The sequence below is a fragment of the Paracrocinitomix mangrovi genome (genome assembly GCF_019740355.2).
Lineage (GTDB): Bacteria > Bacteroidota > Bacteroidia > Flavobacteriales_D > Crocinitomicaceae > Paracrocinitomix > Paracrocinitomix mangrovi.
This window is the reverse complement of the sequence record NZ_CP091819.1, coordinates 608,717-622,654: the sequence shown is the minus strand read 5'-3', so window position 1 is coordinate 622,654 and position 13,938 is coordinate 608,717. Positions and strand designations below refer to the sequence as shown.

Below are 13,938 nucleotides of genomic sequence, written 5' to 3'. Positions count from 1 at the left end.
TCTAGCCGAAATAAGGTTTTAGTTCTTCTTCAAAATATTGCAATGCATTTTTTACAGGAAGTGGAATTCCGCCACCGTGAGCGCATAAGGATCCTGTTTCTAGTGTGTGCAACAAATCATTTACTAATTCTTTGTTTAATTTGGATGTTCCATTTGCCGCTTTCTCAAACATTTCGTGTCCTCTTTTGGTTCCTAGTCTACAAGGGAAACACTTTCCACAACTTTCAAATGCAGCAAAATCAAATAGGTGCTCAATGAACTTAATCATAGAAAAAGACTCAGGAACAGCTACCACTGATCCATGACCTAAAAGAAAACCTTCTTTTTGAAATGTTTCAAAGTCAATTGATAAATCATTGATCTTATTAACAGGTACTAAACCTCCTAATGGACCTCCAATCTGCATTGCTTTTACTGGACTTTTGAAACCTCCACCAAGTTGGTTGATCACTTTTTCAAGTGATGTACCCATTTCAACTTCATAGATTCCTGGCTTATTAAAGAAGCTGTCCAAACAAATTAGTTTGGTTCCGGTTGATTTTTCTGTACCCAATGAACTGTATTGTTCTCCACCATTAGCTAATATCCAAGGAACAGCAGCTAAAGTTTCAACATTGTTTACAATTGTAGGTTTATTAAATAATCCTGCTTGAGTAGGATAGGGAGGGCGAGTTCTTACTTCAGCTCTCTGTCCTTCAATTGAATTTATTAAGGCTGTTTCTTCTCCGCAGATATAAGCTCCCTGGGCTCTAATTATTTTAAAATTGTAGTTAAAGTTGGATCCTAGAATATTTTCTCCTAATAAGTTTTTGCTATGCAAGGTGTCAATGGCTTCTTGAACGATATCTGCAGCTTCAGGATACTCTGCTCTAATATATAAGATTCCCCAATTAGCACCTGTGACAAAACCAGCCATCATCATTCCAAGTAGAACAGCATGCGGTTTTTCTTCTAATAAATATCTATCTGAATAAGCCCCCGGATCTCCTTCATCTGCATTACAGATAATGAATTTTTGATCAGATTCCATGTTCATACATGATTCTAACTTAAATCCCATTGGGAAACCTGCTCCACCACGCCCTCTTATATTTGATTTTTTAATCTCATCTAATATTGCTTGTCTACCTTTGTCTAAATAACTCTTCAATGGGCTATAAAATTCATCAACACCAGGGAAGTCTGCAGTAAGAATCGCTTTTCCATCAGCAGCCACATTGTAACTGTCATTGTTGCCATTACTATCCTTAATGATTTCAGCTATTTGGGTAGATGCTTTTCCAGAGTAGTTTTTGCCATTATAATTAAAAGCACTGTTTTCATGGCATCTTCCTAAACAAGTCATATGACCAATTTCATCTTCTTTGAAATGCTGGCTCAATGATTTATGTACATCATCCTGAGTGCCTGCACACAAACATGCTGTTCCATTACACACATAAACCTTTTTGTTTTGGTTTTCAGGTTTCATGAAATCATAAAAAGTAGCCGTACCATACGTTGTAGATAGACCAACCAAAAACTTATCAGCTAAAGCTTGTAATTCTTCTTTTGAAGGTGTTCCGGTATTTTTTGAAGCTACTCCTAATTCTTCAAAAAGGTTTTCTTGCATTCCTTTTCTACCTGCTAACTCACTAAGGTTTTTTGACATTGATATAGGTTTTAAAAACTATTGGTTTTAAATATAACAAAAAGTGCTTTTAAAATTCACCTTCAGAATAAGGGAATCTAAGGTGCTTAACGGATTTACCTTTATTCTTAATTTCTTCAAGTGATCTGATACCAATCTCAATATGTTCTTTAACATAATTGGCGGATACTTTGGCATCACTTTTAGAAGTTTTAACTCCTTCCGGAATCATTGGTTGATCTGAAACAAGTAATAGAGCACCCACAGGAATTTGATTATAAAAACCTGTTGAAAATAAAGTGGCAGTTTCCATGTCAATTGCCATGGCTCTGATCTTTCTTAAATATTCTTTGAATTCTTCATCATGTTCCCAAACCCTTCTGTTTGTGGTATAAACTGTACCTGTCCAATAATCTTTATCAAATTCACGAATAGTTGTAGATACCGCTCTTTGTAAGGTAAATGCAGGTAATGCAGGAACTTCAGGTGGGAAGTAGTCATTGGATGTACCTTCACCTCTAATAGCGGCAATAGGTAATATTAAATCTCCAATTTCAGTTTTCTTTTTAAGTCCCCCACATTTTCCTAAAAACAAACAAGCTTTTGGACTAATAGCGCTTAATAAATCCATTATTGTGGCAGCATTAGCAGAACCCATTGTAAAATTAATCATTGTAATTCCGTCATGAGAAACAGTGGGCATTGCCTTGTCTTTACCTTGTATTTCAACATTATATAATTCTGAGAAAATTTCAAGGTATCCACTAAAATTGGTAAGTAGAATGTAACTTCCAAAATCCTCTAATGGTGTTCCTGTGTATCGAGTAAGCCAATCTTTTACTATTTCGTCTTTGGTAATCATATGTTTGTTTAAAGCTTTTGTCCGGATGTTCATCCAGCGCCTGTGATAGGTAAATGGTTTAAAGTCAATTTAAAATTTCAATACCATTGTTTTAAAAATAACAGTGTCTCTTTATTTTAAAAGAACTTAAACGAATTTACTGATTTTTATGGAACATGATAGACCGATTATTTTTAAATTCACCCATTGATGGATCAAAGAAAAGTACATCCAATTTTTAATGTATTACTTGTGGCGGTAGTGTTATTTGGCTTGTATATAGGTCAAAGTTTGTTGGTGCCATTAGTAATGGCAATAGTTGTTTGGTATTTGATTATAGGAATCAGTAGTCAAATAGGTAGAATAAAGATCAATCAAAAACAAATTCCAAAATGGTTGAGAAAGACCTTGTCAATTTTGGTGGTTGTTTCGTTTTTCTGGTTTATTGGAGGCTTGGTTGTATCCAATCTTGAGGAGTTTCACAAAGTAGCGCCCGACTATAACAATAGACTTCAAACAATTATAACTCAAATAAGTACTGAATACGAGATTCCTTCATTTCAAGAAGTTAGTGATAAGCTTGATTTAGCTCACTATGCCGGAATTATTCTTAACTCTTCCTTGTCATTTTTAGGGTCCTTGTTTGTTGTGATATTCTACGTAATCTTTTTAATGATAGAACAAGGTATTTTCAAGAAAAAGTTAGACTTGATTTTTAGGAATCGCGAACAACGTTTTCATTTTTCTCAAACGGTTAAAAGAATTGATTTAACAATGAAAAAATACATTTCTGTTAAGTCACTATTATCCCTTTTAGTTTCGGTATGTGCTTATATAACTTTTGAATCTTTTGGATTAGATTTTGCCGTATTGTGGGCATTCTTAGCATTCTTACTAAACTTTATTCCATTTATTGGTTCTTTTATCGCTATTGTACTACCTACGTTATTATCAATTCTCCAGTTTGGAAGTCCGGCGATAACAATAAGCATGTTCATAATATTGAATACGGTACAAGTAATAGTTGGAAACTATTTGGAGCCTAAAATGGTTGGGAAATCACTGAATCTAAGTCCGCTTGTAGTAGTGCTGTCATTGGCATTTTGGGGAGCTCTATGGGGAGTAGCGGGTATGTTTTTATGTGTGCCAATTACGGTTGCTTTAATGATTATTCTAAGTCAGTTTGAAAGCACTAGAACTGCTGCTATTTTATTATCAGCAGGAAATGATCCTGCTTTAGATGTGGTTAAAGTCAATGATGACCGTCCAAAATCGCAATAGCAACACTGATTTTTTCATAAGGCAATTCGCCTTTTAATTCGTCATGAATTGGTTTTAGCTGATAAGTATTGCTAAGTTTCGTTCTTACAGTTTTTACCTGCTGAATTTCAAATTCCGTTATAAAATCATATAAATTGATACGCTTACCTTCTTCGTATAATTTAATAAGGTGATTGAGTATAGTAGTACTGCTTAAATTCCTCGCCTCTGCAATCTGATCAAGCTTTAAACCAGATCTATAAAGGTTAAGCGTCTTTTGGTAGGTGGAAATCTTTTTGTTCCCTTTTTCCTGAACAATGCTGATTATTTCAGCTCCAAATCTTTGAATTTTAACTTTTCCTAATCCTTGAATATTTTGAAGTGCTTCTAAATCGGCGGGTAAAAATTTTGCTATTTCATCAACTGAATTATCATGTAAAATAACGTATGCCGGAACTTTGTTTTCTGCCGCCTTTTCCTTTCTCCAAAGCTTTAATGCAGTCACTACGTCATCATCTGCCTGTTTATTAGAGGATTTTTTCTTTTTGCCAGATGTCAAATCTTTCTCTTCGTATTGAGGCAATTTAATCTCTTGATTTCCTTTTAGAATGGCATCACCCAATGAAGTCACTTTAAGCTTCATATTATCATCATAAGCAATTTCAAATGCTCCAAGATTGATTAATTGATTAATGAAGTGTTGCCATTGTTTAAATGAATATTCTTTGCCCGCACCATAAGTTTTTATTTGATGCAGATTTTGTTCAAATATATCCATGGTTTGTGCGCCTCTTAAAACGTTAACCAATAAGTTGATTCCAACCGATTGATTTGTACGTGAGGCTGCCGATAATGCCTTTTGAGCTATAACTGTTCCGTCAATGAAAATAGGAGGGGAGTCACAAATATCACAGTTTCCGCAATCCTCAGTTAAGTGTTCTCCAAAATATGCCAATAAGATTCTTCTTCTGCAAGATGAAGATTCAGCATATTGTAACATGCGATTAATTTTTTCATGATACACCTCTTTTATATCACTTTCTTTGACAAAATCTTTTTGCAATACAACATCCCTATAGTTAAAATAAAGAATTGTTTCAGAAGGCATTCCATCTCTACCGGCTCTACCAATTTCTTGATAAAACCCTTCAATGTTTTTAGGAAGATTGTTGTGGATTACCCAACGAACGTTAGACTTGTCTATCCCCATTCCAAATGCAATTGTAGCGCAGATTACGTCATAACTATCATTGATAAAACCTTCTTGTACGGCGTCTCTTTCAGCCGCAGGCATTCCTGCATGATAATATCTACTACTAATTCCTCTTGAATTCAGATAATTAGACCATTCCTCTGTTTCTTTTCTAGACAGGCAATAAATTATACCTGATTCTACTCCTCTGGATTTGATGAAGTTTACAACCTCCTTTTGCTTATCTTTTTTAGGTACTTGAGATCTAACGGCTAATGATAGGTTTGGTCTATCAAATGAAGATATGAATACAGTAGGATTTTGTAAACTTAATTTTTCACTGATATCTTTTCGGGTGATTTTATCAGCAGTAGCTGTAAAAGCTAACATTGGTTTGTTTTTGAAATGCTTACGCAATTCACCAATTTGCTGATATTCTGGCCTGAAGTCATGTCCCCACATGGAAACACAGTGCGCTTCATCTACCGCAATCATATCTATTTTTAACTGCTTTATCCAGTCAATGCTACTAATCAGGGTTTCAGGAGATAAATACAGTAATTTTATCTTGTTTTCAACGGCATTTCTTCTTACCTCCAGCCTTTGTGAATCTGTCATGCTACTATTGTAGTAGGCCACATCTACACCATTGGCTCTTATACTCTCAACCTGATCTTTCATTAATGAGATGAGCGGAGAAATTACAAGGGTAAGATTAGGTTTAATGATGGCAGGAATTTGAAAACAAATTGATTTTCCTCCACCTGTTGGCATAATAACCAGGGCATCCTGGTCTGCTAATGCATGTTCTATTATCTCTTCTTGATTCTGTCTAAATGAATCATATCCAAAAACACTCTTTAATATTTCTACAGGCCTAATCACACAACAAATCTACAGCAAATAGTACTGCAAATTGATGATGTTGAAAAGTCTCGGAAAGATTGTTAATTTAATTTCTACGCCAGTAATACGGTGTGAATAAAAGCGCTACAGTGAAGAGTTCTAAACGACCAAATAACATTAGGAAACTCAACACCCACTTTCCAGGATCAGAAATATGAGAAAATGTATTAGCCGGTCCAACCTCCGCAATACCAGGTCCTACGTTACCTAATGAAGTAGCCACAGAAGAAAGCGCAACATCAAATGATTCACCTAAAGCTGTCATTACAATAGCACCTACGGTGAAAATAAATAGGTAAAGAAAAATAAAGGCCAATAGATTGTAGATAATATGTGGAGGAATTGTCTGCTTATTCAAGTTAACAGGTATTACCGCATTTGGATGCAATCTCTTTTTGAATTCTAAGAATCCATTTTTCATCAATGTTACGATCCTAACAATTTTAATACCTCCGGAAGTTGAACCTGCAGATGCTCCGGAGAATAACAATAAGAAGAAAATAAAGGTTGCTAAAGGACCCCAAGAAGTGTAATCAGCTGTAGCATATCCAGTGGTTGTGATCATACTTACTACCTGAAAGGTTGTATCTCTTAAAGAACGGCCAAATGATAAATCAGCCTCAAAATATACGATTGGAGTGATTACAGCAATTAATCCAATAACGGCACCTAGATAATATTTGAATTCATCATTATTCAGGAATTGCCTAAACTTTCCTTTAAAACCAAAATAGATCAAAGTAAAGTTGGTTCCAGCTAAGAACATAAAGAATACAATTACCATTTCAATTACAGGAGAATTAAAAGCTGCGATACTGTCTTGTTTTGTTGAGAATCCTCCAGTAGAAGTAGTGGTTAAAGAGTGGTTAATAGCATCATAAAAACTCATTCCACAAAACATTAAAATGACTGTTTCTGTAATGGTCATAAGTAAATATATTGCCCACAATCTTTTAGCTGTTTCTTTAATTCTGGGATGAATTTTATCTTTAGTAGGACCGGGCGCTTCGGCAACAAAAAGTTCCATACCGCCAATTCCTAAAAGCGGTAGAATGGCAATGGTAAGTACAATAATTCCCATACCACCTATCCATTGCGTCATACTTCTCCAAAGTAAAATACCGTGACTTTTGGATTCAATATCGTCAAGAATAGTGGCTCCGGTAGTTGTTAATCCGGACATGGATTCAAAAAATGCATTTGAAATACTTGGGATAGCTCCACTTAAAAGATAGGGGAGAGTTGCAAAAATTGCCATGGAAACCCAGCTTAGGGTTACTATTAAGTAGCCATCACGCTTTTTAATTTCAGCGTCTTTACTTTTTCTAGTTAAAAAGCTTAGTAAACCACCTGACCCAAGTGTAATTACAAAAGAGAAACATAGCGCTTCTAAATCACTTTCTCCATAATATGCAGCAGTAGCGACAGCCGGAAGCATTAATACCCCCATCATAATAATGCTGTAGGAAACTACATGCGCAATTACATTTCCGTTGATTAGTTTTTTACTCATTTACAGGAAAAACTTCTCAATTTGGTGAACCGTTTCGGTAAGAGAAAATACTACCGCTCTATCTCCTTCTTGTAACTGAAATTCACCAAAAGGAATAAATCCAACATTGTTTCTTACAACTCCTGAAATATTTGCGGTTTTAGGAAATTTTAAATCTCTAATTCGTTTTTTAGTCACCTTTGAATTAGGTTTAACTACAAACTCAATGATTTCAGCATCTACACCATGTAAGTTTGCTATAGCTTCAACTTCTCCTTTTCTCACATATTTAAAGATATTACTAGCCGCAATAATCTTTTTGTTGATCAATGTGTCAATTCCTATGTTTTGAGATAAATGGATGTAGTCAATATTTTCAACACGTGCGATTGTCTTTTTAACGCCGTGGTTTTTAGCAACTAAAGATGACATGATATTTGACTCAGAATCTCCTGTTACTGCAATAAATGCATCCATGTCTTCTAATCCTTCGGCTTCAATAGCAGTTACATCACGTCCGTCAATGTTTAGAACTAAAGTGTTTTTAAGTTGCCCTGCAATTTCTTCACAAAGTTCTTTGTTCTTCTCAATTAATGTAACGTTGTACTTATTTTCCAATAATTGAGCAGTTAATATTCCGATACTACTTCCACCCAGAATCATGATATTTTTAATATCAAAGCAGGCTTTTCCGCAGATATCTATCACATGATTAATAGATTCATCATTAGAGATAAAGTAAACGATATCATTTTCCTTAATCTTTGTGTCGGCGCTTACTATAATTGTTCTATCTCTTCTGTGTAAAGCAATAGGTTTAAAAGCAAGTTCAGGATTTAAATAAGCACTTTCACTGATGGTTTTATCCTTCAAAGGACTTGAGTCGTCAATAGTGATTCCAAAAACATTTAATTTTCCTGATTCAAATTCATGATCATCAGTAAATACTGAATTCTCAACTAGTCGCACAATTTCTTGTGCAGCTAATCTAACAGGGGAGATTAATGCATCCACTCCTAATGAGGTAAACAAATCCACATTGTCTTGCTCATTTAACTCTAGATTGTTAATCCTTGCAATGGCTCTTTTGGCTCCGAATTTTTTAGCCAGAATTGACACCAAAAGGTTCGTTTCTTCGGATGCTGTTACGGCAATTAATAGATCGCAACTTTCAACCTTAGCTTCTTTCAAAATGCTAATTGACTTTGCGTCTCCATGTATAGCAAAAACGTCTAAATGTGACTGTACATAGGCAAGCCTGTCCTTACATTGATCTATAAGATAAATGTTTTGAGATTCACTTGCCATTAATTTTGCAATGTGATATCCAACAGCTCCTCCTCCTGTAATAATTATATTCATTACTTAAAACTAGATTAAACAAATATAGGAGTAAAATACTTTTTTAAAGTACCCCTAAACTGTCTAATTCTTCTTTTGAAATTGTTGGAGGAACTATTCCCTGATTAATTTTTTTGATTGCAAGCTGAGCCACTTTGAGTGCATCTTCTTCATTTTCAAAACCTTGAACTCCTTCAATGGCAGGGATATGTGGTTGATTTATGTAAGGAGTACCTTTGTCCAGGATTTGATATCCCCAGCCAATATTTTCAGTGTAAATACTAATAGCCGAATATCTTTCAGCTTCTTCAATTTCAACTACTTCTGTTTCTTCTTTATTTCCAACGATACTTTGATCAACTTCTTTTTCTTCATCACTACAAGAACTCAAAAAAGCTACAGTACTAAAGAGAAGAATAAATAATAGGTTGAGTGATTTTGAGTTCATTAGATTCATACACTGATAGGTAATAAGTTCCGCTTGTTAGATTTTGCATCTCAAAAGTAAATTTATTTTTATCTGAGTTGATAGGGGATAACAATGAAATTTGTTTTCCTGATGAATTATAAAGTACAAATGTTGGTTGATTGAAAAGAGCACTCAGAATGATTGAAAATGCACCGTTTGTAGGGTTAGGGTAGATGTTGGCATCAATTTGAATAGGGTCCTTAATATCAAGTGTAAAAACATATTCATAGAAATCATCATAATAAGTACCACTATTGAATCCTGTTCCGACATATTGGCTGTTTCCTATTACAAAAGAGATTGCTCCTGATCTGGCTTCTCCGGGAAAGTCGGTAACTTGTTGCCATGAATCACCAAAATAATTGTATTCCCAATTATCTTTTAAATAACTAAAACCATCATCTCCAGTTGTAACAAAGAGTTGAGGAAAATTGGCAAAACTTACAGCATTCATTCTGGCTGTACCCGGAAAACTTGCAATTGAAGACCATGTATCATTAATTGGATCGTATTGATAAAAATCATTGGGTAAGCTATTAGCATCCTTACCTAAACCAACATATCCTTTACCGCCCATTGTGCATCCAACAGCATCTAATCTAGCAGTGCCGGGGAAATCCGCAACTTGAGTCCAATTATTGCTAAGGTAATCGTACGACCAAAAATCTTTTAAAAAAGTGGCAAAATCACTTGCTTTACCTGTTCCTATAAAACCAATATTATCAATTTCAAAGGCTACAGCCTGTGTTCGGCTTTCTCCAGGAAAGTTCGCCATTTGAGTCCAGGTGTCATTGTAAGGGTCATACATCCATAGGTCTGAGAACAGCCATCCATCACCTTCTCCCATACAAACGAATCCAAAACCATATGCTTGGAAACTAACAGCAGATGCTCTGTTTAGTCCGTCACCTGTATTTCCTCCCAATTGCTCTTCATTGTCCCAATCATCTTGAATAGGATCATAAGATACCATGCTTCTTTTTTTACTGAAGCCATCATATCCACCAACGACATATCCGTTATCTAAAACGACAAAAGCCGAAGCATTAGCGCGGGGAGGACCATTTAGTGAATCTTTTTGGGTCCAAATATCCTGTGAAATCGCTAAAAACGAAGTGGATACTAAAAAAGCTAAAACAAGTAGTTTCATTTATTTACGATCAGTTTTTTGGTGATTAGATGTTGGTGATCTTGGTTGAAGATGTTGACAATATAGCTTCCGCTTTCTACAGTAGAAAGATCTATTGTCTTAGCGTTACTTTTAAAAACTAGAACTCCTTTTAAGTCCACAATCTCTAGTTGAATATTTACATCAGTTAAGCCTGAAATTGTTACAAAATCTGCTGTTGGATTAGGAAAAAGCTTAAAATCTACAAAAGTTTCTTCCACACCTACCGGTAATAGAGGGTAGTATCGATAAAAGCTTCTTCTTTTACCACTTGCTCCTTTTCCTGTACCTGCATATGCCGAATCACCTACAGTAAAGGCTACACCATTTTTTCTACCGTCCCCCGGGAAATTAGCTCTGATTTGCCAGCTATCTGTAAAAGGATTGTACTCCCACAATTCATCTTTGTACCCACCGTCACTTCCAAAAACAACGAATCCTCTTTGGCCAATAACAAATGTGCTTGCTGATCCACGTTCAACACCTGGCAAACTTGAAACCTCTACCCAGGTATCAGTATTTGGGTCATATTGCCACCAATCTTTATTGTATAAATCATGATCAACACCCATTCCTACATAACCTTTTCCTTCTAAGGCAAAACTAGAGAGCTGATATCTGTCTAGTCCTGGAAAATCTGCCATTCTGGTCCATGTATCTAAAATAGGATCATATTCCCACAAATCTGCTGCGTATAAATCACCTCCCATTTTACCACCACATACATAGCCTTTACCGTTTAATGAAAAAGCTGTAGCGTAATATACTCCTGGTCCATAATAAGTATTGATATAGTTATAACCACCCGGATAAGCAGTTTTTTGGGTCCAAGAGTTACCAACTGCGTCATATTGCCACCAATCATTTAGTATTGTACCGGCCCAACTTGAAGCACTATCTGCGCCTAGTCCAACATATGCCTTATCATCAATTGTAATGGCAGATGCACATCTTCTGGTTGAAGCGGGCATGCTTGCTACTTGAGTCCATAGATTCAATGCCGGATCAAACTTCCACAAATCGTTATGAGTCATTTCAGCAGTGTCAACGCCAGAACCTAAATATCCAAAATCACCAATTGAAAATCCAATTGCCTGGGTTCTTTTTCCTCCTAAAAATGGAGCCCTTTTATCCCAGTCATTTTGTTGGGAGTATGAGCTGAAAAGGAAAAATAGAGCCGTTATAAATAAAAGTCTTTTCATTAAATAAAGATCATTTTGCCATGTTTTACCATCTGATTTTCATACCAAATGCTGTAAACATAGTTTCCGTTTGGTTCATTTCCTCTTTCAAAGATTAAGTTGTTTTGTTCAAAGTTAGATTCAAAAACAACTTGTCCTGCAAGATTATAAATTTTGATATTTAATTGTTCATATGACAATCCTTGAGGCAAATTACCGACTTCAAAATTGGTTTTATCAATAACAGGGTTAGGGTAGTGAGATATATTAATAAAAGATTGGTCTCTTTCAATTGTAGATAGAACCTGATCATATTCCCAGAGATCGTTGAAGTTAACTCCTGATGTTCCCGAACCGCAGTATGCTTTGTTTCCTATTACAAATGCGTTCATGTATCTTCTGGCAGTTCCCGGAAACTCTGGTAATTCAATCCAGGTATCCGTGTTGGGGTCATATTCCCAAACATCACCATAATTTGTGCCTGACGAACAATTGTCGCCTGTTAGAATATATCCTTTTCCATTTACAGCAAACCCACATGCTTCATTTCTAATAGGACCTCCAATGGGTTGTCTTGGTAACCATTGATTAGTAGATGGTTTGTATTCATAAATATCATTTGATCCGCATCCAACTCCACCAGTTCCTGCATATCCTTTTCCATCAATTGTGAAAGCCACGGCAGATGTTCTGCCTCCTCCTGGTAAATCAGGAATATTGGTTAGCCATGTCTCATTTGTGATATCATAAGCGTAAAAACTTCCTGTATATCCGGTAGAAACTTGTCCTGTTCCTACATAAATGATGTCGTCAATTAAAAATGCTACAGCTCCTCTTCTTCCAACACCAGGAATAGGAGGTTTTGTAGTCCATGAATTTGCTAATGGATCAAATTCCCACCAATCAGTTTCTAATGTGTAAGCCTGGCTTGGAGGAGTAGTTTGATCTCTTCCTGTACCTACATACGCTACATTTTGATAACCAACTCCAACTGCGTGATATCTGTAACCACCTGCGAAATCTGCTTTTTGAGTCCAGGTATTAGAAGCAGGATCGTATTCCCAAATATCATTTAAATAGGTGTTTCCTCCGGGCCCAGAATTGTAGTGTCCTAATCCCATATAGCCTTTGTTTCCAACTGTAAAAGCAACAGTTCTATGTCTTGCCGTAGCCGGCATATTAGCTTTTTGGTTCCATACTTCAAAAGCAGTGGACATTTCGCTAATCAATAGCAATCCGACAAATAAAAAATATCTCTTTATCATGGCTTTAAGATTATTTTTTGAATTACACTATTGTTGATTCCTTTTGGTTTCACCAAGTACAAACCGGGTGATAACTCATTTAAATCAATCTCAGTGTTTATGTTAATATTTTGCTGAAGGACTAGTTTTCCTTTAGTGTCATAAATTTCAATTGCGTCAACATTTGATCCTTGGATTTTTACCAGTCCATTTGTTGGGTTTGGAAATACATTAAATTCCGTAAAGTTTTCTTCTATTCCCGCCACTTCGCCATCATTAATAGTTATATCATAGTCTCCTGATAGGTTTGCATAACCTTGAACTATAATATAAACAGTGTCCAGGTCTGAAGTGTTAAAGGTGATTTCAGAACTAGACCCGCAAGGAACATAATCGTCATTAGACGCTATTACAGAGCTGTCTTTATCCCAAACCTGTAAATAAGTATCAAAGGTTGATCCGCATAACGATACGTTAATATTTTCAGCTGAAAAATCACTTACAATGATTCTGTAAAAAACATCTGGTGAGTTGTATACAGGAACGTTATTAGAATAACAAATTTGGTTGGAATGAGTTTCTTGGAATGGAAGAGAAGTAACTAATCTAGGATCCATAATATTGTCTCCTATATAACCTACACAACCTGCTGAAGTTCCAATAACTACTGTAAAGTCTGTTGTAGAACCCCAGGTGTAAGTTCCACAAGGGTCTAAAGGAAGTGAGCCACTTTCTCTTTGAACTACGCGTAATCTTGTTGTTCCGCTAACTGCACCAGATGGAACACTGAAGTTAAAAACTTGATTTGATGGTGGGGTGCCGGTCCAGGTTCCTAAAATTTCACCTGTTTCAAAAATTCCATTTTGGTTAAAATCAATCCAAGCTGTGGCTACATTTCCGTAATTTCCTCCACATGTGCCAAACTCAATGGAAGCTGAATATGGGTTTCCCGGAGTTAAATCTACCGTTTGATTAGCTGTTTGGTCATCTAATCCTAATACTCCAGGGCAACCAATGAAATTAATTGATGTGCCATTTTCACCTGATAAATTCAAGATTTTTAAATTGGAATCAGCAGTAGATGATGGTCCTACAGAAGTACAGTATTGACCATGTGAATACGTTGCAAAAAGCAATAATATTAATAGTGTAAATCTTCCCATAGGTTTCGAAGACCATTAATTTAACCGAAATTATCGAAAAATTAATCGTAC

At 35.7% G+C, this 13,938-nt stretch carries 11 protein-coding genes; 1 reads left to right on the top strand and 10 read right to left on the bottom strand.

The annotated features are described in order from the left end of the window. Window position 1: 1 nt before the first annotated feature. Together K6119_RS02765 and K6119_RS02760 are read right to left on the bottom strand one after the other, a co-directional pair. Entirely contained in the window at window positions 2-1,651 is a 1,650-nt protein-coding gene (locus K6119_RS02765) for an NADH-ubiquinone oxidoreductase-F iron-sulfur binding region domain-containing protein (RefSeq protein WP_221833872.1), read from the bottom strand. A gap of 49 nt (window positions 1,652-1,700) precedes the next feature. Continuing rightward, window positions 1,701-2,492, bottom strand: a complete 792-nt coding sequence (locus K6119_RS02760) for an AMP nucleosidase (RefSeq protein WP_221833874.1) — start codon at window positions 2,490-2,492, stop codon at window positions 1,701-1,703. 189 nt (window positions 2,493-2,681) lie between these two features. On the opposite strand from K6119_RS02760, the gene K6119_RS02755 reads away from it, so the two are divergent. Next, window positions 2,682-3,752, top strand: a complete 1,071-nt coding sequence (locus K6119_RS02755) for an AI-2E family transporter (RefSeq protein ID WP_221833876.1) — start codon at window positions 2,682-2,684, stop codon at window positions 3,750-3,752. Here K6119_RS02755 and recQ read toward each other — a convergent pair. The 8 genes from recQ to K6119_RS02715 all read right to left on the bottom strand — a co-directional run bounded on the left by recQ (window position 3,724) and on the right by K6119_RS02715 (window position 13,887). Further along, complete coding sequence (recQ, locus tag K6119_RS02750; protein WP_221833878.1) at window positions 3,724-5,808, bottom strand: DNA helicase RecQ; 2,085 nt, start codon at window positions 5,806-5,808, stop codon at window positions 3,724-3,726. The two genes, K6119_RS02755 and recQ, sit on opposite strands and share 29 nt — an antisense overlap. A gap of 67 nt (window positions 5,809-5,875) precedes the next feature. Next, the gene (locus tag K6119_RS02745; RefSeq protein WP_221833881.1) at window positions 5,876-7,342 is read right to left on the bottom strand and encodes a TrkH family potassium uptake protein; all 1,467 of its coding nucleotides are present in this window, start codon (window positions 7,340-7,342) and stop codon (window positions 5,876-5,878) included. Further along, window positions 7,343-8,683 (bottom strand): Trk system potassium transporter TrkA, encoded by a 1,341-nt coding sequence (gene trkA, locus K6119_RS02740; protein ID WP_221833883.1) that lies wholly within the window; start codon window positions 8,681-8,683, stop codon window positions 7,343-7,345. Window positions 8,684-8,726: 43 nt separating this feature from the next. After that, window positions 8,727-9,053 (bottom strand): DUF4907 domain-containing protein, encoded by a 327-nt coding sequence (locus K6119_RS02735; RefSeq protein ID WP_221833885.1) that lies wholly within the window; start codon window positions 9,051-9,053, stop codon window positions 8,727-8,729. A gap of 13 nt (window positions 9,054-9,066) precedes the next feature. Further along, window positions 9,067-10,281, bottom strand: coding sequence for a T9SS type A sorting domain-containing protein (locus K6119_RS02730; RefSeq protein WP_221833886.1), 1,215 nt, complete (start codon window positions 10,279-10,281; stop codon window positions 9,067-9,069). Further along, on the bottom strand, window positions 10,278-11,501 hold the full coding sequence (locus tag K6119_RS02725; RefSeq protein WP_221833887.1) for a T9SS type A sorting domain-containing protein: 1,224 nt from the start codon (window positions 11,499-11,501) through the stop codon (window positions 10,278-10,280). Before K6119_RS02725 ends, K6119_RS02730 begins: the two co-directional genes overlap by 4 nt. After that, window positions 11,501-12,745, bottom strand: coding sequence for a T9SS type A sorting domain-containing protein (locus K6119_RS02720; RefSeq protein WP_221833888.1), 1,245 nt, complete (start codon window positions 12,743-12,745; stop codon window positions 11,501-11,503). The genes K6119_RS02725 and K6119_RS02720 overlap by 1 nt, the downstream gene beginning before the upstream one ends. Beyond that, entirely contained in the window at window positions 12,742-13,887 is a 1,146-nt protein-coding gene (locus K6119_RS02715) for a T9SS type A sorting domain-containing protein (protein ID WP_221833889.1), read from the bottom strand. The genes K6119_RS02720 and K6119_RS02715 overlap by 4 nt, the downstream gene beginning before the upstream one ends. Window positions 13,888-13,938: the final 51 nt, after the last annotated feature.

What these genes read in the sequence shown, in the direction of transcription:
- K6119_RS02765 (WP_221833872.1), bottom strand. Translation starts at nt 1,651, where the DNA reads ATGTCAAAAAACCTTAGTGAGTTAGCAGGTAGAAAAGGAATGCAAGAA.
- K6119_RS02760 (WP_221833874.1), bottom strand. Translation starts at nt 2,492, where the DNA reads ATGATTACCAAAGACGAAATAGTAAAAGATTGGCTTACTCGATACACA.
- K6119_RS02755 (WP_221833876.1), top strand. Translation starts at nt 2,682, where the DNA reads ATGGATCAAAGAAAAGTACATCCAATTTTTAATGTATTACTTGTGGCG.
- K6119_RS02745 (WP_221833881.1), bottom strand. Translation starts at nt 7,342, where the DNA reads ATGAGTAAAAAACTAATCAACGGAAATGTAATTGCGCATGTAGTTTCC.
- trkA (WP_221833883.1), bottom strand. Translation starts at nt 8,683, where the DNA reads ATGAATATAATTATTACAGGAGGAGGAGCTGTTGGATATCACATTGCA.
- K6119_RS02730 (WP_221833886.1), bottom strand. Translation starts at nt 10,281, where the DNA reads ATGAAACTACTTGTTTTAGCTTTTTTAGTATCCACTTCGTTTTTAGCG.
- K6119_RS02725 (WP_221833887.1), bottom strand. Translation starts at nt 11,501, where the DNA reads ATGAAAAGACTTTTATTTATAACGGCTCTATTTTTCCTTTTCAGCTCA.
- K6119_RS02720 (WP_221833888.1), bottom strand. Translation starts at nt 12,745, where the DNA reads ATGATAAAGAGATATTTTTTATTTGTCGGATTGCTATTGATTAGCGAA.
- K6119_RS02715 (WP_221833889.1), bottom strand. Translation starts at nt 13,887, where the DNA reads ATGGGAAGATTTACACTATTAATATTATTGCTTTTTGCAACGTATTCA.